Consider the following 20,174-nt stretch of genomic DNA (forward strand, 5'->3'; position numbering starts at 1 on the left):
TCAAGTTCCTGTTGACGGTACCAAGGTACCGTCAATTTGCCTTCTGAGATGGGAGTGAATGGATATGACATTGAGTTTAGCAGCGATCGGAAGTCAGATGCTGATTGGTTTAAGCCGGGGGATGATTCTGTTTATCGTTGCGTCAGGGCTTACTTTAGTTTTCGGAGTACTCCGAGTCAACAATTTTGCCCATGGTACGCTATATATGGTAGGAGCCTATCTGGCCTATAGTGTGACACTTCTCGCTAGCAACTCCGGAGGAGGATTTTGGCTAGCGCTCGTTATCGCCCCTTTGATTGTAGCCCTTCTAAGTTTGGTGATTGAAAGGGGGCTTCTGCGCTTTATTTATAAGAGAGATCATTTGATGCAGATGCTTTTAACCTATTCACTCATACTTATTTTAGGAGATTTAGTAAAAATGGTTTGGGGAACGGATTATAAGACCTTTGCCATGCCCCCCATCCTGAATGGAGCTATTAATTTAGGCGAGGTCGCACTTCCAATCTATAACTTGTTTTTATTAATCATTGGCCCCTGTGTGGCTGTGGGCTTATGGTATTTCCTATCCCATACTCGTCTGGGTAAACTTTGCCGGGCCACGGCGACCGATCGAGAGATGGTTGATGTCTTAGGGCGAAACAGTACCTGGGTATTTGCTTTTGTATTCGCCTTAGGGGGATGGTTGGCAGGATTAGGGGGAGCGCTCATTGCTCCAACGACCAACATCGCGCTGGGAATGGATGCAAATATTAATATCTACGCCTTTTTAATTGTCGTCTCTGGAGGCTTAGGGAATATCTGGGGTGCTCTGATTAGCTCAGTTTTAATCGGGCTAGCGGAAGCCCTAGGAGTTCTATTTATACCTGGACTAGCAATTGTTATTCCTTATGTAATAATCGGAGTGATTCTTATTGTTCGTCCTGCTGGGTTGCTTAAATCTGCATGGTAGGAAGTGAAAGATGATGTCGAGCTTAATTGAAAATGTGACAACCCGTAAGGGGAAATTTACCGGATATAACCGCATCTTCCTTATGTTAATCTGGGCAATCTTTTTGTTGCCGCCGCTTATTTTATCTCCCTATGCTAACTATCTTTTAACCAGTATCTTTATCACTGCACTTTTCGCAACCAGTCTAAATTATGTTCTTGGGTACGGTGGACTGATGCAATTTCATCACGCGGTTCCCTTTGGCGTCGGGGCTTATGCTGCTGCGATAGTCCTAACTAAGACCCAATTGCCTTTTCTAGTTGGAGTTATCGCCGGACCGATTGTTGCCGCGATTATTTCCCTCTTCATCGGTTGGTTTTGCGTTCGCTTACGGGGTTTGTACTTCGGAATGCTTACCCTAGCCCTCGGGCAACTTGTTTGGGCTATTATCTACCGCTGGAATACACTAACGGGTGGAGATGATGGGATTCATGCCATTCCGATTCCAGAGGCGCTGAGCTCCCCTACCGTCATGTACTATGTTGCTTTTCTGACGTTTACAGTCTGCATACTCGTTCTTTATATTCTTATAAAATCACCTTTTGGTCTGATTTTGAAGGCCTCTAGGGATAATTCAACCCGAGCAGAGGGAATTGGGGTGAATGTACGCAAGCACCAATTAGTGGCTTTTGTCACCTCTGGTTTTTTTGCAGGTATAGCAGGTGTGATTTTTATTTTGCTTGAACGGTCTGTTACGCCTTCCATGCTTTATTGGAATAAGTCAGCAGAGGTCATAATTATGTGCCTAATCGGTGGAATAGGTACCTTCTTAGGCCCAAGTTTGGGTGCTGGTATTTTAGTCCTCCTCTCGATGGTTATCGGAGTGTACACAGACTATTGGCTGCTTGTATTGGGTTCAATCTTGCTCCTACTCGTCTTGTTTCTTCCGCAAGGAATTCTCGGATTAGCGAAGGATTTGCTCCATAAATTCACACGAAATACTGCCACGGGGAGCAAAGGAGGGGAAAAATGAGATGCTGCGCGTTGAGAAATTAACCAAGAACTTCGCTGGGTTCCAGGCAATCGCTGACGCGAATTTGCACGTGCCTAAAGGTGAGATTGTTGCTGTCATCGGACCAAATGGTGCGGGAAAATCCACCTTGTTTAACCTGATCACGGGCCATCTTTCCGTCGACTCAGGACAAGTAACGTTTAAGGGTCAGCCCATCACGAACTTGCCGCCTCACAAGATTTGCAAGTTAGGAGTATCACGCTCCTTTCAACTGATTAATATATTCACTCGACTCACTGTGTTTGAAAATATTCAGGCTGCAGTACTTGCTGAACAAGGGAAGTCGGGCAAAATGTTTATTCCTGCAGCAAAAATTGCCCTAGAGGAAACGTGGCAAATTCTGAAGGAGTTTGGTCTTACTAGTTTTGCGGAGGTGACCTGTGGGAATCTCTCTTATGGAGATCAGAAGGTTTTAGAAATTGCGATTTCCTTTGCATGTAAGCCGGAGCTATTGCTCCTTGATGAGCCAACCGCTGGAATGTCACCGGAAGAGACACAGAAGATTGTTGACCTCGTCAAGAAATTATCACGGGAGCATGGGGTAACCATCCTTATAACAGAGCACGACATGGATTTGGTATTTGATGTTGCACAGAAAATCATGGTGCTCCATCAAGGGCGAACCCTTGCCCAAGGGTTACCACAAGAAATTAAGCAGAATAAAAGCGTACAGGAAGCCTACTTGGGGGAATATGTGTCATGTTAGAACTTAAAGATATTCATACCTATTATGGTGAAAGTCATGTGCTTTTTGGGGTCTCACTTCAGGTAAGACCAGGGGAGGCGGTGGCGCTTTTAGGACGGAACGGGGTCGGGAAATCGACCACGATTAAAAGCATCATGGGCTTAACTCCTCCGAAAAGCGGGCAAATAGTATATAACGGGAAGGAGATACACCGTATTCCAACCCGAAAAAGGGTCGATCTTGGAATTTGTTATGTTCCAGATAATCGAAGAATCTTTGCTGATCTAACCGTGCGTGAAAACCTCGAAGTAGCCGATGGGGGTATACGAAGGACAAGTCGGGTACCACCACAAGGTGCTAGAAATATATGGACTTTGGATAAGATTTACGAGCTTTTTCCAAAGCTAAAAACGATGGAAGGGCGTCGTGGTGGATACTTAAGTGGCGGAGAGCAGCAAATGCTTGCAATCGCCAGAGCACTGCTCGGTAACCCTGAACTCCTGATTCTCGATGAACCAACAGAAGGATTAGCCCCGTTGATTGTAGCTGAGTTAGAGGAAGAAATTCTTAAGCTAAAGGCGACGGGAATATCCATCCTTATTGCGGAGCAAAATCTAAAATCTGCCTTACGAATCGCGGATCAATGTTATGTTCTAGAGAAGGGTCAAGTTCGTTTCTCGGGCACGGTACAGGAGTTACGCGATAATGACGAGGTTAGAGAAAAGTATCTGTTAGTTTGAATTGATTCGTTAGAACATCAAGTTGCACATTCTGCAGTTGGCATTGAACATAATTACTACAGCCTTACAGGCTTGATCCAAATATTAAGTAGAATGTTAATCAATTACTCACTCACGAGAGTCCGATTATTGGGCTCTCTTTCTAATTGTGCCAGCTTAAATTTAGTAGATATTCATTACTCTTTATTAACTGATAAAACAAGCCGAGGTCAACTTTATGTCAAGTCTCGGCTTGTTTTTTGAGATTAACTTTTTGTCATAGTGGCTAAACTTTAAATTGTTTTGAAAAGAGTTTGCAAGCAACTCAATTTTTATTTTTAGGTACAACCATTAAAATTCTAGTATAATAAAGTTAAAAATCTGTAGTGGATATTAAGGGTTTTTATAAAAAGAGCAAATTAGGAAGGGTGGAAAAAATGAAATCTACACTTCAGAAACCTAGTATTATTGTCTTTGTTCTTTTAGTAACAATTACACTTGTTTTTTCGATTAGTTCATTCTCCAAAATTAATGCCGTAGAGTCAAAAAAAACAATTGGGGTTTTAATCTCTTCAGATTACCGCATGCCTAAAGTCGAGGGAGTAAAAAAAGGACTGGAGGAGTACCAATTTATTGAGGGAGAAACCGTTCTTTATAGTATCAAAAATGCCGCTCTGAACTATGAGTCGCTTCCTCAGCTTGCGGAAGAATTGGTGGAAGAACACCCAGATGTTATCTTTGTGACGGGAGAAGCTGAAGCTTTAGCGGCTCAAAAGGTAGCACAAGCTAAACAAATACCGATTATCTTTGTCGGTGTAGGGTCGGCTAAAGAAATAGGGCTAATCGAGAGTTATAATTCTCCCGGAAAAAACATCACAGGGGTAGAAAATTATTATCTAATTTTATCGGGCAAGCGCTTGGAGTATTTTCAAAGACTACTCCCGGGGGTTAAGAATATCGCGGTGATGTATGACCCTCGAATAACTCCGGCTAAACCGACCCTGAATTTTCTAAATGAAGCTTCGCAAAGATTGAAGCTCGAAATTCAAGCGATTCCAGTTGAAAGTCGAGAGAAGATCCTTGAAGTGATGAATGGGTTAGACATCCAACAAGTGGATGGGGTGATGTTTCTTTGTAGTCAACTTCTTGAGGCAGTTACAGATGAGGTAAGCCCAATAGCACTTAAGAAGCGCATACCGATCATGGGAGTGAGTGAAGAACAAACGGCTAATGGTCTTCTGGCATCTTATGGAATGCCGTACTACGAACAAGGTTTACAAGCGTCTCGACTTGTGGCTAAGGTATTGCATGGGGAAAATGCTTCACTCATCCCAGTAGAAGCACCAGCAAAGGTTGAGTTTATCGTGAATCCGGAAACGGCAAAGAAGTTGCAGCTCCACCTCGACCCAGCGGGGTTGACTTCTGTTACGAAATTTGTGGAATAAGTACGTAGAATGAGTGATTTGGATTATTGGAGTAACGCATGATGAATAACTCGAAGAAGTGGCTAAATAAACTCCCCTTTCTTAAGACCATTGAGTTCCGTCTTCTCCTTTTCGCTTCGATTATGTCCCTTGTGCCTTTGCTTATTCTGGGGGGATACAACCTTCAGGCCGCACGTGAAAATCTAGAGTCTGCTGTTCGCTACCATCATGCCCTTGGCTCCTTAAGTATCGCCAAAGATATTAGTACGATGCTTGAAGAGGCTGAACGGACCTTTTCTATTATATCAAAGACAGAGGGCATGACATTTGCTGACGAAAGTCTTAGAGAACGGGAACGGATTTTCTACGCTTGTCTAACCAGCCTTCCTTATGTTGATGAGATATCGGCCATTGATGCTAATGGGCATGAATTGGCAAATGTGTCACGCCTTCGAGTAACGGCGGGGGAATCCTTAATAGCCGAGAGTATTGACTTGCTAGAGAATCTTCAATCCAAGAAGATTTTTATTGGCGATGTTTATATGGACGAAGGAAACCAACCTGCTTTTGAATTAGTGATTCCTTTTTTTGATCAGACGCATACTATCTCGGGAGGAATCATCGCAAAGATCAGCCTTCGAAGTATTATGGAGCGGATATCTCTCGTTTCAGGAGGAAAAGAGGAGTACATTTTTCTCGTTGACGAGCAAGGGCGTTTGATCGGGCATGAGGATTATAGTCAAGTCTTAAGGCAGCAAGATGTACGCCCAAGCCTTCCTTCGAGCGAGATGCTAAAGGAGGGCACTGAAAAAGGGTTACCTCTGGTACGGAATTATCGTTCGTACACGGGTGAAAATGTCGTAGGCGCCTATGTCCCAGTTAAAGGAACAGAATGGGCGGTTATTTTAGAACAACCTGAGCGACAGGCCTATGCTTCCTTCGCTAAGCTCAAGAATACGTTTGAATTAAGTACGTTGGGTTTAATCATAACGGTCTTGGGAATTAGCTTGTTTTTTGGTCTTGGCTTTAGTCGACGGTTAGAAGCCCTGAAACAAGGAGTCCGGAGAATCGTCAACGGGGAGTGGGGTATTACCCTTCCTGTTAAAGTTGAAGATGAAATCGGGGAAGTGCTTATCGCCTTTAATCATCTTAGTGAAGAGCTAGAGCGTAAAAAACAGATGGAAATGGCAATGCGTCAAGCGGATAAAATGGTCACAGTGGGGCTGCTTGCAGCAGGTGTTGCTCATGAGATTAATAATCCGCTGGCGGCGATTTATTTATCGGTGGAAGAACTTCTGGAACGTCTGGATGGAGGGAAGTTAGGGTCTGCGGAGCAAATGGAGCTCAAACGCTATCTGGAAACCATTGCAGAACAATCTGAACGGTGCTCTGGGATTACGCGTCAACTCCTTGAGTTCTCGCACCAAAGTAGGAATGAAGAAACTATAGAGTCTCTCTATAACTTAAATGACTTAATCCCAAAGAATTTGGGCCTCATCCAGTTTCGCTTACGAAAACAAAAGATTGAGCTTGAGGAGAACTATGCAACGGATTTGCCGTTTCTATGGGGAGATGGGAGTGGGATTCAGCAAGTCGTTTTTAACCTTATCTGTAATGCGATGGATGCCATGCCAGAGGGGGGTGTTTTATCTCTCCGAACTGAGTGCGAAGGTGAATGGATTAAGTTTTCCATTAGAGATAGTGGGATCGGAATTCCTGAAGAACATCTTCCGCGGATTTTTGAACCCTTTTTCACGACGAAACCGGTTGGGAAAGGGACGGGACTGGGTCTTTCCGTCTGTTATGGAGTAATTCAAAAAGCCCAAGGGAAAATTGAAATAGAAAGTACTCAGGGTGTCGGAACAGTTGTCAGGGTCTATATACCGCGAAGAGGGGATAAGGATGAGTGAAAACATTAACTTACTCATAGCCGATGATGAAGTAACCTATGCTCAGCTTTTAGGGGAGCGGTTTGCACGCAAGGGTTTTAATGTAACTGTTGTGCATACAGTGACTCAAGCATTAATCGAGATTCAAAAGAATCACTTTGATCTTGCACTATTTGATCAACGTCTACCCGATGGCGATGGCTTGGAGCTTTTGCATGTTGCTAAGGCAGCTGATCCAAACTTGGAAGCCGTGATCCTTACGGGGTATGGAACAATTGAGAGTGCGATTGAAGCTTTGAAAGACGGAGCCTATGACTATCTCACAAAACCTTGCAATGCGGCAAAGTTGGAGTTTACTCTCTATAAAGCATTAGAAAAAAGACGCTTAGCAGAGCAGGCAGCAGGCTTGTCTGAAGCTTTGCGTCGACTGTCGGGAGCGGGCCCGATCATCGGCCAAAGTGATGGAGTGAAAAAAGTTGTAGAAATGATCCACCTTGTCTTGGATAGTGATGCTTCTGTCGTGATTCTTGGGGAAAGTGGGACAGGGAAAGAACTCGTTGCAAGGGCCCTGCATTTTTGGGGTGAACGACGGGATCAACCTTTTCAGGTACTGAATTCGGCTGCTTTGCCGGCTCAACTCCTAGAAAGTGAACTCTTTGGATATGAAAAGGGTGCATTCACTGGAGCGAACTCAACGAAAATGGGTTTGGTCGAGGTGGCTGACGGGGGGACCCTGTTTCTCGATGAGATTGGAGATATGGATCTTTTGGTTCAAGCAAAGCTGCTGCGGTTTTTAGAAAGTGGGGAGTTTTTGCGGGTAGGATCGACACGAGTACGAAAAGTGAAGGTGCGGGTGGTCGCCGCGACGAATCGAAATCTTGAGGAAGATGTTCGAGAGGGACGATTTAGGGAAGACCTTTATTATCGTTTGAATGTCGTTACGATTGAGATCCCTCCGTTGAGGGAGAGGAAAGAAGACATCCCCATGCTTGCGACCTATTTCTTAAAGAACAAAAGGGGCTCACGCAGTGAAAAGGAACTCAGCAAGGAGTCCATTCAAGCACTAGAACATTATGATTTTCCAGGGAATGTCCGAGAGCTTGCAAACATTATTGAGCGAGGCTATCTTCTTGCAAAGGGTCCTTGGATTGAGCCTGAGCATCTCTTTTGTTCGAGTATTAAAGGTCTTCGTAAAGAAGTGTTGTCCAAAAACGTGGGGATATCTCAAGTTGGGGAGCTTAGTTCACCAGAGGATGTTTTTTCGGAAAATAAGGAGGATCTAAGCCTGCAGGCCGTCGATAAACGACATATTCAAAGGGTCTTACAATATTCTGGAGGGAATAAGACTCAAGCGGCTAAGCTTCTAGGGATTGGACTGAGGACATTGTATCGAAAAATGGAAGAGTACGGACTATGAAGCCAAAATGACTAACTTTTGCCAAAACGACAGGGTAATGTCAATATGACATGGTAAAAATGAGGAGAGTACGAAAGCTCGGTTAGAAAAAAACCGGGCTTTTTGGCTTATTTGCACAGGCTTTAGGAATAAAAACTATCTTGGCATGGTACTTGCAATTATTATCACATGTAGGGCGAATACGATATACCGATTTTAGAAAGAAGAGGTGAAATAAGATATGAAGCGCCGTGACTTTTTTAAGATGACAGCTTTCGTCGGGGCTGCAGCAGTAACGGGTTTAGGAATCGATAAGCTGAGCCTCGCCGGTGAGCCACCAGAGTTTGCGCCTGTTTCCGGTTCTGGACAAGAAGTAGAAGCCCGAATTAATTTAAAAACGGGTCAAGTCGAGCCAAATCCCAATATTCTAATGAGACATAGTGCTTGTTTAGGATGCTACAGTTCCTGTGGAAATCGAGTCAAAATCGATAAACGCAGTGGCAAGATACTCAGAGTAAGTGGAAACCCCTATAACCCTCAATCTGCAGGCCCCGCCCTAGCCTACGAAGCACCACTTACAGAGGGTTATCTAGCGTTCAGCACGTATAAGGAGCGTGGACATGCGGGAAGAGCAACCCTTTGTGCACGGGGAAATGCTACGCTTGATGCTCATTATGATCCTTATCGAATTTTGGTTCCGCTAAAGCGCGCTGGAAAACGAGGAGAGGGAAAATGGAAACCCACCACCTGGGAACAAGCGATTCAGGAAACCGTGGACGGTGGAGATCTCTTTAAAGAGTATGGAGAAAAAGCCATTGAGGGACTACGTCAAGTATATGATGTGAAAACTCCGATGGATCCATCCCAACTCGAACTCGGACCTAAGTCGAATCAGCTCGTTATGATCGGTGGACGGGGCGACGGGAGGACGGCCTTCGGTGGTCGTTTTATGGGGGCCTTCGGAAGTGTGAACAACTTCTCTCATGGCTACACATGAGGGGGGTCCAAGACGCCTGCGTCGCAGGCGATAGCTGGAGGAAATATCCTCAAACCGGATGTCGATAACACGGAATATATTCTTTATATCGGTGCTTATCCTGGTCATAGTGGTAAACCTATGCAGACGATTGCTCGTCAAGTTGCTATTCAAGCGAGTTCTGGGAAGCTTAAATTTGTCGTTGTGGATCCCGTCATGGTTGGAGGAGCAGTCAGTCCCATTGGGGATGCTGCAAAATGGATTCCTATTAAACCGACAACGGATAGCGCTTTTGTGATGGGAATGCTTCGTTGGATGATCGAGAATAAGCGAATCAATGTGGATTTCCTGAGTTCTCCGAGTCTTGCCGCTGCAAAGAAAAAAGGCTTTAACAGTTGGACGAATGCCGCACATCTCGTGATCGCCGATCAGGAACACCCAAACAACAGAAAACTACTTAGAGCGCAAGATCTGGGGCTAACCGTCCCTCCACCACCCGAAGCGGATCCGAAGGCTGCAGCACCTACAACTCCTCCAGAATATTTCGTTGTCATGGATAAAGTGACCGGGAAGCCCATGCTTCATAACGAATCAAACGAAGGGGATTTGTTTTTCCAAGGTGAGGTCACGGATGTTAGTGGTAAAGCGATCAAGGTTCAAACAGCCTTCGTAATTCTCAAGGAAAGTATTTTTAAACAGGATGTAGCTGCATATTCGAAGATCTGTGGAATTCCCGAGGCGACGATAATCGAAGTTGCCAAAGAGTTCACCGCTCATGGCACAAAAGCAGGAGTCGATGGGATGGGGAATACGGCATCGACGACCGGCTTTGACGCTTCGATGGCACAATACCTATTAACTTTAATGATTGGCTGCATGAATAAAAAAGGTGGCGTGGTCACTCGACGAAATGCCTACAAGTCAGTTGCAGCGGGTCCCCGATATAATCTCTCTAGTTTCCCGAACCAACCTAAGACTTCTGGGATCAATATAAGCCGTGCGGGTGTCCCCTATGAAAAGACCCCCGAGTTCAGGCTCCGCAAGGCAAAAGGAGAAAACCCCTATCCTTCGAAGATGCCTTGGCATCCGGTAGGAAGCGGCTCAGATAATCAGGCAATTTTCTCGATTGTCAATGGCTATCCCTATCAGGCTAAGATTTTAATGTTCTGGATGTCCAATCCTTTGATGACCACACCAGCAGCAGCGCGTGCGGAAGTATTAGAGGGGCTCAAAAGTGTGGAGCGTGTTCCGCTGATTATCGCGATGGATGCCTTCATGGGGGAATCGACCGCTGTATCAGATTATATCGTTCCAGATACGACACCGTATGAAAGCTGGGGACTTGCAAATAGTGAAGGAAACTGCCCAGGTAAGGTTGTAACTTTACGCTGGCCGGTAGTTGAACCGATGACTGGGAAAATTTCCAATAATCGATTTGCTTGCTTTGAAAATTACTGTATTGATGTTGCGAAGAAAATTGGAATTCCTGGTTTTGGGGATCAAGCGATTCCAGGCGCGGATAATAAACTCTATCCATTAAATGGCCCAGAGGACTACTTCTTAAGAGGTGCAGCAAACTTGGCCTATGATGGAGAAGCGGTACCGAACATTGCGGACACCGAGATGAAGCTGCAAGACCTTGAAGCAGCGACGACGTTTTGGCAAGGTTCTCTCAGTACGGAAGAATGGCCAAAAGTCCACTATGTGATGGCTCGAGGTGGACGCTTCGAAGATAGCACGAAAGCATACGTGGGTGATAACCATAAATATGGTTTTGCTGGCTGTTTTAATGTCTACGTCGAAAAGATGGCTACAGCTAAGAATTCTTATACAGGTAAGCCCTTCTCAGGAACCTTGGTCTATAATGAGGAAACGTTTGCTGATGGTACAGCTCTACAAGAGAAGTATCCTGAGAAAGATTGGCCATTTAAAGGAGTTTCCTACAAAGCAAAGTTCCGTAGCATCTCCATGCTGTCTAATACCCTTCTCCGTGATCTGAATAAGACGAATTACATTGAGCTCAATTCAGAGGATGCCGCAGGATTGAAGCTGAAAAACGGAGACAAAGTGAAGCTAATTGCAGCGACTGGCGGAGAAGCCGTAGGAATTCTCCAAGTTCGTCAAGGGGTTGCCCGCGGAACAGTGGCCGTTGCTTTCGGGTATGGTCACTGGGAGTACGGCTCCCGTGCTCATCAAGTTGGGGACAAGAAAACGGGTGGAGACCCGAGTATCGCTTCAGGTGTACTACTCGGCGGGATAAGCCTTGTTGACCCCACCGTGAAGGGAGTATTTGGCTTCAGTGAAATGTCAACCGGGGGCCCGAGCCGTAATGGAGGAGCATTCCGAATAGAAAAAGCATAGGCGGTGCTTCGATGAATAACACGAATCCTTTTCCTATGGATCCAGAGATAGACTCACTTAAGAATGCAGTTGCAATGCACGAAATTGCACCGGGCTAATACGCCGAAGCAGTGAAAGTCGCTGAACAGTGGGTCAAAAGTGATAGCGAAGATTATGATCAAGGCTTTTTAATTGCCCAAGAGAGGAGGATACATCATGCCAGAACAAAAGGCGCATTATGGTATGGTCATTGATTTGAAACGCTGTGTCGGATGTCATGCCTGTACAGTTACCTGCAAGATGGAAAACGGTGTTCCGGAAGGCTTTTTCCGTTCTTGGGTTGTTGAAGCGGATAAGGGTGCTTTTCCGAATGTTACCCGAGTGAAGTTACCTCGTCTGTGCAATCAATGTGAAAATGCACCGTGTGAACACGTTTGTCCTGTAAAGGCAACCCATCGTGACCAGGGTGGAGTTGTGATCGTAGATGAGAAAAAGTGTATCGGTTGTCGGTACTGTGTGTCCGCATGCCCCTATGATGCACGGTATGTTAGTCCGAAGAAAGGGACAGCTGATAAGTGCGATTTATGTCTTGACCGGATTAAGGTTGGATTGATGCCCGCTTGTGTAAGCACCTGTATCGCCCATGCTCGTTTCTTCGGGGATCTGAATGATCCCCAAAGTGAGGTTACCAAACTAATTAGCGGAAATTCCTGTCAAGTCCTTCGCCCTGAGTTGGGCACGAAACCTAGCGTTTATTATATCGGGTTGGATGAAGCTCTCGTTGGAGCAGACTACGCCAACCTTGTGAGAGGGAGGTAAGTGCGGTGGATCTAACCTTTATTTATCAGGTTGAACATCATGCTGCTTTTGGCCCCTTGGTTGTTCTCTATTTCTTTCTAGCAGGACTCAGTGCCGGGCTTTTCCTTATTTCGAGTCTGAGCACGGTGTTTGGACTTGGAAAACTTAAGCCCTTAGCGAAACCCGCCTGTGCGATGGCATTAGCAACACTCATCCCTGGGCTTTTAGCCCTAGTCATAGATTTGGGTCAGCCATTGCGTGCCTTGACGCTCTTTTTCCGCTTGAATCCGTCTTCCGTAATGAGTTGGGGCTCGTTTATCCTGTTAATTTATGGATTGGCCCTATTGCTTTATGCCTACTATCTTTGGAGAGAAGATAGTAAAGTGAAGTTTTGGGGAAAGATGGGTGCGGTTTTCGCGGTGGCACTTGGGTTGTATACTGGATTCCTGATTGCCGTCGTGCCTGGTCGTCCCTTATGGAATTCCGCTTTACTCCCTGTTCTGTTCCTTGCTTCGGGCTGGGTTGCAGCACTGAGTTTGCTGAGCTTAGCACAGAGCTTTTTTCCGAAAACTGTTCAGATTGAAGGAGCGAGTGCGGAAGAAGCCATGCACGGAATGAAGATCTGGATGGTCATCCTCGAGATCTTACTTGTAGCCTTTCATCTGTTAGCCGTTCTGACGGTAAACGATGCTGGACGCGCTGTAGTGCATAATTTTATTAGTGGAACGAAGGGCGTTTCTTTTATGCTGATACAGGTTGTCATCGGTATGATTCTCCCACTACTTATCGTTCTCTTGAGTAAGCGTTCTGGTACAGCGCTCGGACTTTCCGGTCTCTTAAGTCTGATCGGGGTCTTTGCTCTTCGCTATAACTTCGTTTTTGGCGGAGAAGAACTTCCGCAAGCGGGCACGCTCCTCTATCTCTTTGAAGGGGGAAGGGCTTGGATCTCAACGGTTGTTCTTTTAGTAGTTACCGCAGTGCTTATTTTCTTCGTACCAGGAATATTTAATAGCATCACAGGGAGAAGTGCGACTGGGTCAGGGAAAGCTTTCTAAAATTACAGAATGATGTCAGCAAAGTTAACTCCTCCTTAATTATAGTGAGACAAGGGGACAGCAGGCCGTGTGATAGTCACATCAATGTCGAATATCAGATCCAGCCTTGTCCCGCCTTGTCTCACCTTTTTAATCCGACCCTGTTGGTTTTTTGTGCATCGCGCTATAAATCCATCATTGGCTGCAAGCCTTATAGTTCCTATAGACAGAACCTACCATACCTTGTAGCTATGTTCTCCGATCCCTGGAATAACGGAGCTCTTTTCCAACAGGGCATCGATACACATCGTTTTCTTTATGCACCTTTATTTGTTCTCGATCCCACAAGTGCTAACTGGCATAATTGTTGCTATGCGGAAGTGTTATCCAGTGTCTCATTAAACTCAAATCGTTTTGAGCAAACCTTTGGAGGTGAATTCCTAGTTATGGATAATGAAGAAGCCTTTCTTGCTTTAACCAAGGAGAACATTTACTCATTTATGGCTTGTATTTTCTTACGGGAACCCGATCCGGTGACTTGGCCTGAGCAATCCCAAGCCCTTTATAACATTTTAAGAGAAATGGGGCAGAATCCTGAGCGCTTTGGAGAAATCATCCCTGAACAACTTAACATTCATGTAGAGAATCTTCGTCAAGAGTACTTTGATTGTTTTTTTGTCCCTATGTCGGGTAAATATGTTCCGCCGTACGAATCGGTACTCTTGAATTATAAACCGGAAAAAACTAGACCTTACGGAACTCTAAATAGCCCAGAAGCACATCATGTTGCTCAATGCTACAAGGCAACTGGGTTTACTCCGAAAAAGCTAGACATGTTTGCGCCGTTAAAAGAGATTCAGTTTCCTGACCATGCAGGGTTCGAACTTGCTTTTATGGCGATGATTTCTCGAGCTGAAAAAGAAGCATGGGAAAATCAAAATCATGAAGAGGCAGCATCATGGAAAGAGTGGGGTTCACGGTTTTTGCGGGAGCATCTTGTAACGTGGTGGCCGAATTTCACCTTAGCTCTTGAGAAAATGGCACCGGGTTACTATGCTCAAGCTGCAAAGGCAGTAAATATCTGGATACTCAGTGAACTTGAGGAATCAAGAAATCTCATAGAGGAGGGGAGGTGCCGAAATCTAAGCTCTTAAAGTTCTTACGGCGGCTTAACTATCCCTATTGTAACGTTAAAACTTAAAAAGAGGTGAGGCATTAAATGAAAAGACGCTCCTTTCTAAAACTATCGACTATTGTTGGTGCTGCTGTAGCTACAGGCTTAAGCCTAGAAAAATTGAGCCTTGCTGGCGGAACTCAGGAATTCGTCCCACTCACAGGCAATGGACAGGAACTTGAAGCGATAATCGATGCAAAAATAGGTTCAGTGAAACCGAACCCAGACATCATGATGCGCAATAGTGCTTGCTTAGGATGCTATAGCTCCTGTGGTAACAGGGTTAAGATCGATAAACGCTCTGGTCTAATCTTAAGAGTAAGTGGCAATCCTTATAACCCAAATAATGCGGAACCCCACTTAGATTTTGAGGCGCCTCTAACCGATGCTTATTTAGCCTTTAGTACGTATAAAAATCGTGGACATATGAATAGGGGGACTCTCTGCGCACGTGGAAATGCAACCCTTTCTGCCCATTATGACCCGTATCGTATCACCGTACCTCTTAAACGAGCGGGTAAACGTGGTGAGGGAAAATGGCAGCCCATAACTTGGGAAGAAGCTGTTAAGGAAACCGTTGAAGGTGGTGCCCTGTTCAAACACTTAGGTGAAAATGCTTCTATCGAGGGATTCAGACAAGTTTACGATAGACAAACCCCACTGGATCCAAATCAACCTGAACTTGGTCCGAAGTCCAATCAGCTTGTGATTATCGGAGGTCGTTTCGATGGAAGAGGAACGATCACAGGGCGTTTTGCGGGAGCTTTTGGAACACCTAACAATTACGGTCATGCCTATTCATGAGGGGGCTCCAAATTACCTGCGGGACAGGTAGCTAGCGGAAATCAAGTTAAGCCAGATGTAAGTAACGCTGAATTCATTATCTATCTCGGAACATCCCCTGGTCACAGTGGTTCCCCTTTCCAATCCCTAGCGAGACAAGTCACAGAGGGGGCAACCCATGGAAAGCTCAAGTTCGTCGTCGTCGATCCGGTGATGAATGGTGGAGCCTTGGGACCTTTAGGAGGACGTGGCAAGTGGGTTCCGATTAAACCTGCAACCGATGGAGCTTTTGGGCTCGCCATGATTCGTTGGATCATTGAGAACAACCTTCATAATATAAGTTATCTCTCTTCTCCAAATCTTGCGGTTGCAAAGAAGAGGGGGTTTAATAGCTGGACGAATGCATGCCATCTAGTCATCGATGACCCGACACACCCGAATAACCGGAAGCTTCTTAGAGCGGAAGATCTGGGATTAACCACGCCACCTCTACCTGAACCAGATCCAAAGCAAACCGCACCTGCAAAGAAACCCGATTATTTCATTACGATAGACAAGGCGAGCGGCAAACCGGCCATCTATACAGACTCTCAAGAAGGAGATATCACGTTCCAAGGAGAGTTAACAGTGGCCGAAGGCAGAACCGTAAAGGTTAAAACAGCTTTCCTAATTATCAAAGAAATCGCATTCAGCCAAGAATTGTCAGCCTTCGCTAAAGATTGTGGTATCCCAGTCGAAACCATCATCGAGATTGCTCAGGAGTTTACATCGCATGGAACCAAAGTGGGAGTCGACGGTATGGGAAATACCGCTGCTGCGAATGGCATGGATGGAGCCTGGGTTCACTATGTACTTTGTGCCTTGGTCGGAGCTTTTTATAAAAAAGGTGGGCTCATCCCTGGGATTGGAGGAGCCTCGTATAAGAGCTTTACACCGGGTCCAAGATATAATCTCGCGACATATCCTGGAGCCCAACCCGTCCAAGGGGCTCGGATTAGCCGAACCGGGTTTGACTATGAAAAGACTTCAGAATACAAAAAGAAAGTCGCTGCTGGGCAAAACCCTTACCCATCAAAGCTCCCCTGGTTTACCTTTGGGTCCGCCTCTGATAACCAAGCAATCTTCTCTATCGTGAATAACTATCCTTATCAAGCCAAGATCCTGATTAATTGGATGGCGAATCCACTACTTTCCACCCCTGCAGCAGCCCGCAAAGAAGTACTTGAAGAACTAAAAAAAGTGGAAAGGGTTCCTCTCTTTATTGCGATTGACGCATTTATGGGGGAAATGAGTGTACTGGCGGATTATATCATTCCGGATACTACACAGTACGAAAGCTGGGGACTCCCAGGAATCTGGAGTAACTTTGCCGGTAGAGCAACGTCGCTTCGCTGGCCTGTAGTGAAACCTATGACTCCGCAAATCGCTGAAGGCCGTCATGCTTGCTATGAAAACTATCTTATTGATGTGGCCAAAAAAGTTGGCTTACCTGGATTTGGCGATCAAGCGATTCCCGGCGCAGACAATACACTCTATCCGTTAAATAACGCCGAAGATCTTTACTTGAAAGCCATTGCCAATATTGCCTTCGATGAGACACCCGCTCCGGATATAACCAAGGATGAGATCAAGCTTCAAGGCTTGGAGGAGCTTTCTAAAGGTTGGGATAAGAGTTTAAAACCAGATGAAGGGGCAAAGGTTCTTTATGTAATGTCCCGAGGCGGTCGTTTTGAAAGACATGGTTCAGGATTCGTAGGGGACAATTACAAATATTCGAATCCTGGTTGCTTTAACCTCTATAGTGAAGCCCTGGCTACTGCTAAAAACGCTTATACAGGAAAACCCTTTTCCGGCGTCGTCGGATGGAACCCGGAAGCCTTTGCTGATGGTACCCTCCTCAGTAAGGCTTTCCCCGAAGATAAATGGCCATTAAAAGGGGCCTCGTATAAAGCGAAATTCCGGAGTGCAACTATGCTTGCAAACTCAGTATTACGTGAATTCAATAAAACGAACTATGTGGAAATCAATACAGAAGAAGCGAAGCGCTTTGGACTTACGGATGGAGATAAGGTCAAAGTCATATCAGCGACTGGCGCAGAAGCCACAGGAATCTTAAAAGTCCGTCCGGGAATTGCCCTCGGGACGATCGGAGTCGCTTTCGGTTACGGCCACTGGGAGTATGGTGCACGGGCTCATCAAGTCGGTGACAAGAAACTTGGTGGCGATGCCACAATTGGTACAGGGATTTTGCTAAACGCAATCTGTCTGATTGATCCGACCTTTAAAGACAGAATCTATGGCTTTAGCGAAATGTCTACCGGAATCCCAAGCCGAAACGGTGGGGCGTATCGAATCGAGAAAATTTAAGGAGGGCAAAGTCAAATGCCGGAAACCAAACCGCATTATGGAATGGTGATTGATCTCAGGCTCTGTGTCGGTTGTCACGCTTGTACGGTCGCCTGTAAAATGGAGAATAATCTCCCCGAAGGTTTTTTTCGCTCTTGGGTCGTCGAAGCGGATAAAGGAGAATATCCCACAGTAACCCGGGTCAAACTTCCACGCTTATGTAATCAATGTGAGTCCGCCCCTTGTGAGCAGGTCTGTCCGGTTAAAGCAACACACCGGGATGAGGGCGGAGTCGTTGTGGTAGATTCGAAGAAATGCATCGGCTGCCGCTATTGTATCTCTGCGTGTCCCTATGATGCTCGTTACATCCATCCGAAGAAAGGAACAGCGGATAAGTGTAATCTTTGTCTCGATCGAGTCAAAGGAGGGCTCATGCCAGCTTGTGTCAGTACTTGTATTGCCCATGCACGGTACTTCGGGGATTTCAATGATCCGATGAGCGAAGTAAGCCAGTTGCTCAGTGAAAACTCCTATCAGGTTCTGCACCCTGATCTAGGGACAAAACCCAGCGTATTCTACATTGGATTAGATGGTGCCCTTGCAGGTGCTGATTATGCCAGCTTGGCCAAAAGGAGGTAAGAGGGGATGGATATGACCTTTATCTATCAGATTGAACATCATGCAGCCTTTGGACCGTTAATTGTACTCTACTTTTTCCTGGCGGGCCTGAGTGCCGGATTATTTATTCTTTCAACATTAGGTCCCGTTTTTGGAATCCAAAAATTTAAACCCTTAGCTAAACCTACTTCGACGATGGCTTTAGCGACATTAGTTCCCGGACTCCTCGCGTTAGTCCTCGATCTGGGGCAACCCTTTCGTGCCTTAAGCCTTTTTTATCGAGTTAATTTTCAGTCCATCATGAGTTGGGGCTCCTTCATTCTACTAATTTACGGGATCGCTTCCCTCATCTACACATGGTATCTCTGGAAAGAAGATGCTCGGATGAAGACATGGGGAAAAATTGGAGTCGTTTTCGCGGCAGCACTCGGTCTCTACACGGGATTCCTTCTCGCCGTGGTGCCGGGTCATCCCCTATGGAACTCCGCATTACTCCCCTTGCTCTTCTTAATCTCGGGTTCTGTTGCTGCTTTAAGCCTAATCAGCCTCACCAAAGGCTTTGCCCCTAAGGCGGTTGGACTTGAAGTTATGGGTAGCGAGGAAGGTATCCACACGGTGAAAGTCTGGATGGTGGTACTCGAAATTCTTCTTATCGCCTTTCATTTGTTAGCCGTTCTCACCCTAAATGATGCCGGTCGAGCCGTTGTGCAAAACCTTTTCAGCGGGACGAAGCAGATGTCTTTCATTATCGTGCAACTCGTCATCGGCATGTTTCTCCCCTTGATCCTACTGCTCTTTAGCCAACGTTCTACTAAAATACTTGGTATTTCTGGGTTACTCAGCCTGATCGGAGTATTTGCCTTGCGATATAACATCGTTTTTGGTGGGGAAGAGCTACCCCAAGCAGGAACACAGCTTTACCTCTTCGAGGGAGGAAGTGGTTGGTGGTTGACCGCTGGCCTCTTAGTCCTAATCGTAATACTCTTAATCGGATTACCTAAAATTCTTCAAAACATGGTCAAAAAATCTTCGGGTATAGCTTCTTCACAAAGTATGTAAATCTAAAACCCTCCTTTATATAGAACTGAACTGTAACCCGAATAATGGATTACTTAAAAAGAGTTCATTTTATTCGGGTTTTTCTATGCCCGTATACATGAAAAATCTCCCACCTGCTTAGAGACTGAGCTGTCCCCCTGTCTCAGAAACCCTAAAAAGGGAATTTTCTAAAAAAGGTATTGACTGATTATATATTATATATTATATATAATATATAATCAGCATTGAAAGGATCATGATATGAAATGGATACCTCGGAAAGAAAAAGTTATACGACAAAAACCGAAATGGTCTATGAACAACTAAAAGAAAATATCATCAACGGACTTATAGAACAGGGCGAGAAAATAGTAGCAAGAGAACTTGCTAAGCAATTTGGGGTAAGTGATATTCCAGTTCGTGAAGCGTTAAAGAAGTTAGAATCCGAGGGGCTTGTAGAAAACGTTCCTCATGTAGGATCTCGTGTGAGCCCGGTTAATATACAAAAAGCGAGCGAGATATTTGCTATCCGAACGGAGTTGGAAGCATTCGCCACTCGATTGGCGGCCCAAAATGCTAAGGCCAACGAAGTAGACGAGTTACAAGAGATCGTGGATGAGATAAATCTGGCTTTGCAGAATTCAGATATTAAAAAAGTAAGTCGATTAAATACTGCCTTTCACCAAAGGCTTTATCAATTATCTGGAAATGAAATGCTTTGCGAGCTGATCATTTCTCTGATGGATCGGTCTCAATATTCCAGATCCGTATTTACACTCATTCCTGACCGTAAAGAAAAATCGAATCAAGAACATCAACTGATGGTTGATGCTTTGCGCAAAGGAAATGCTGAAGAGGCTGAAAAGGCTTTGAGAGCGCAAAAGAAGCATGCTTTTGCTGCGCTTTTAAATAAATTAAAATCTGAAAAAAAGGGGGAGAGAAGTTAACGTTTAG

General features: G+C 45.3%; 17 protein-coding genes. All 17 read left to right on the plus strand.

What is annotated here, in order from left to right:
• Positions 1-64 precede the first annotated feature (64 nt).
• The 17 genes from ACZ42W_RS01610 to ACZ42W_RS01690 all read left to right on the plus strand — a co-directional run bounded on the left by ACZ42W_RS01610 (position 65) and on the right by ACZ42W_RS01690 (position 20,167).
• Complete coding sequence (locus ACZ42W_RS01610) at positions 65-949, plus strand: branched-chain amino acid ABC transporter permease (protein WP_464167902.1); 885 nt, start codon at positions 65-67, stop codon at positions 947-949.
• Positions 950-959: 10 nt separating this feature from the next.
• The gene (locus ACZ42W_RS01615) at positions 960-1,961 is read left to right on the plus strand and encodes a branched-chain amino acid ABC transporter permease (RefSeq protein WP_464167904.1); all 1,002 of its coding nucleotides are present in this window, start codon (positions 960-962) and stop codon (positions 1,959-1,961) included.
• Position 1,962: 1 nt separating this feature from the next.
• A complete protein-coding gene (locus tag ACZ42W_RS01620; protein WP_464167906.1) occupies positions 1,963-2,706 on the plus strand; it encodes an ABC transporter ATP-binding protein in 744 nt (247 codons plus the stop codon).
• Entirely contained in the window at positions 2,700-3,425 is a 726-nt protein-coding gene (locus ACZ42W_RS01625) for an ABC transporter ATP-binding protein (RefSeq protein WP_464167908.1), read from the plus strand. Before ACZ42W_RS01620 ends, ACZ42W_RS01625 begins: the two co-directional genes overlap by 7 nt.
• 416 nt (positions 3,426-3,841) lie before the next feature.
• The gene (locus tag ACZ42W_RS01630) at positions 3,842-4,849 is read left to right on the plus strand and encodes an ABC transporter substrate-binding protein (RefSeq protein ID WP_464167910.1); all 1,008 of its coding nucleotides are present in this window, start codon (positions 3,842-3,844) and stop codon (positions 4,847-4,849) included.
• Between the two features lie 38 nt (positions 4,850-4,887).
• Complete coding sequence (locus ACZ42W_RS01635) at positions 4,888-6,738, plus strand: sensor histidine kinase (protein ID WP_464167912.1); 1,851 nt, start codon at positions 4,888-4,890, stop codon at positions 6,736-6,738.
• Positions 6,731-8,134, plus strand: a complete 1,404-nt coding sequence (locus tag ACZ42W_RS01640) for a sigma-54-dependent transcriptional regulator (RefSeq protein ID WP_464167914.1) — start codon at positions 6,731-6,733, stop codon at positions 8,132-8,134. Before ACZ42W_RS01635 ends, ACZ42W_RS01640 begins: the two co-directional genes overlap by 8 nt.
• Positions 8,135-8,354: 220 nt before the next feature.
• Positions 8,355-9,110 (plus strand): hypothetical protein, encoded by a 756-nt coding sequence (locus ACZ42W_RS01645; protein ID WP_464167916.1) that lies wholly within the window; start codon positions 8,355-8,357, stop codon positions 9,108-9,110.
• 87 nt (positions 9,111-9,197) lie between these two features.
• Positions 9,198-11,450: a molybdopterin dinucleotide binding domain-containing protein gene (locus tag ACZ42W_RS01650; RefSeq protein WP_464170837.1), complete on the plus strand. Its 2,253-nt coding sequence runs from the start codon at positions 9,198-9,200 to the stop codon at positions 11,448-11,450.
• Positions 11,451-11,645: 195 nt separating this feature from the next.
• Positions 11,646-12,248, plus strand: a complete 603-nt coding sequence (locus ACZ42W_RS01655) for a 4Fe-4S dicluster domain-containing protein (protein WP_464167918.1) — start codon at positions 11,646-11,648, stop codon at positions 12,246-12,248.
• 5 nt (positions 12,249-12,253) lie between these two features.
• Positions 12,254-13,282, plus strand: coding sequence for an NrfD/PsrC family molybdoenzyme membrane anchor subunit (gene nrfD / locus ACZ42W_RS01660; RefSeq protein ID WP_464167920.1), 1,029 nt, complete (start codon positions 12,254-12,256; stop codon positions 13,280-13,282).
• A 425-nt stretch (positions 13,283-13,707) separates the two neighbouring features.
• The gene (locus ACZ42W_RS01665; protein WP_464167922.1) at positions 13,708-14,415 is read left to right on the plus strand and encodes a TorD/DmsD family molecular chaperone; all 708 of its coding nucleotides are present in this window, start codon (positions 13,708-13,710) and stop codon (positions 14,413-14,415) included.
• Between the two features lie 65 nt (positions 14,416-14,480).
• Positions 14,481-15,239, plus strand: coding sequence for a twin-arginine translocation signal domain-containing protein (locus tag ACZ42W_RS01670; RefSeq protein WP_464167924.1), 759 nt, complete (start codon positions 14,481-14,483; stop codon positions 15,237-15,239).
• A 78-nt stretch (positions 15,240-15,317) separates the two neighbouring features.
• Positions 15,318-17,585 (plus strand): molybdopterin dinucleotide binding domain-containing protein, encoded by a 2,268-nt coding sequence (locus ACZ42W_RS01675; protein ID WP_464170838.1) that lies wholly within the window; start codon positions 15,318-15,320, stop codon positions 17,583-17,585.
• Positions 17,586-17,600: 15 nt separating this feature from the next.
• Positions 17,601-18,203: a 4Fe-4S dicluster domain-containing protein gene (locus tag ACZ42W_RS01680; RefSeq protein ID WP_464167925.1), complete on the plus strand. Its 603-nt coding sequence runs from the start codon at positions 17,601-17,603 to the stop codon at positions 18,201-18,203.
• Between the two features lie 6 nt (positions 18,204-18,209).
• A complete protein-coding gene (gene nrfD / locus ACZ42W_RS01685; RefSeq protein WP_464167927.1) occupies positions 18,210-19,241 on the plus strand; it encodes an NrfD/PsrC family molybdoenzyme membrane anchor subunit in 1,032 nt (343 codons plus the stop codon).
• A 245-nt stretch (positions 19,242-19,486) separates the two neighbouring features.
• Entirely contained in the window at positions 19,487-20,167 is a 681-nt protein-coding gene (locus ACZ42W_RS01690) for a GntR family transcriptional regulator (protein WP_464167929.1), read from the plus strand.
• Positions 20,168-20,174 lie beyond the last annotated feature (7 nt).

The sequence above is a fragment of the Desulfitobacterium elongatum genome (genome assembly GCF_055378975.1).

What these genes read in the sequence shown, in the direction of transcription:
- ACZ42W_RS01610 (WP_464167902.1), top strand. Translation starts at nt 65, where the DNA reads ATGACATTGAGTTTAGCAGCGATCGGAAGTCAGATGCTGATTGGTTTA.
- ACZ42W_RS01615 (WP_464167904.1), top strand. Translation starts at nt 960, where the DNA reads ATGATGTCGAGCTTAATTGAAAATGTGACAACCCGTAAGGGGAAATTT.
- ACZ42W_RS01620 (WP_464167906.1), top strand. Translation starts at nt 1,963, where the DNA reads ATGCTGCGCGTTGAGAAATTAACCAAGAACTTCGCTGGGTTCCAGGCA.
- ACZ42W_RS01625 (WP_464167908.1), top strand. Translation starts at nt 2,700, where the DNA reads ATGTTAGAACTTAAAGATATTCATACCTATTATGGTGAAAGTCATGTG.
- ACZ42W_RS01630 (WP_464167910.1), top strand. Translation starts at nt 3,842, where the DNA reads ATGAAATCTACACTTCAGAAACCTAGTATTATTGTCTTTGTTCTTTTA.
- ACZ42W_RS01635 (WP_464167912.1), top strand. Translation starts at nt 4,888, where the DNA reads ATGATGAATAACTCGAAGAAGTGGCTAAATAAACTCCCCTTTCTTAAG.
- ACZ42W_RS01640 (WP_464167914.1), top strand. Translation starts at nt 6,731, where the DNA reads ATGAGTGAAAACATTAACTTACTCATAGCCGATGATGAAGTAACCTAT.
- ACZ42W_RS01645 (WP_464167916.1), top strand. Translation starts at nt 8,355, where the DNA reads ATGAAGCGCCGTGACTTTTTTAAGATGACAGCTTTCGTCGGGGCTGCA.
- ACZ42W_RS01655 (WP_464167918.1), top strand. Translation starts at nt 11,646, where the DNA reads ATGCCAGAACAAAAGGCGCATTATGGTATGGTCATTGATTTGAAACGC.
- ACZ42W_RS01665 (WP_464167922.1), top strand. Translation starts at nt 13,708, where the DNA reads ATGGATAATGAAGAAGCCTTTCTTGCTTTAACCAAGGAGAACATTTAC.
- ACZ42W_RS01670 (WP_464167924.1), top strand. Translation starts at nt 14,481, where the DNA reads ATGAAAAGACGCTCCTTTCTAAAACTATCGACTATTGTTGGTGCTGCT.
- ACZ42W_RS01680 (WP_464167925.1), top strand. Translation starts at nt 17,601, where the DNA reads ATGCCGGAAACCAAACCGCATTATGGAATGGTGATTGATCTCAGGCTC.
- nrfD (WP_464167927.1), top strand. Translation starts at nt 18,210, where the DNA reads ATGGATATGACCTTTATCTATCAGATTGAACATCATGCAGCCTTTGGA.
- ACZ42W_RS01690 (WP_464167929.1), top strand. Translation starts at nt 19,487, where the DNA reads ATGGATACCTCGGAAAGAAAAAGTTATACGACAAAAACCGAAATGGTC.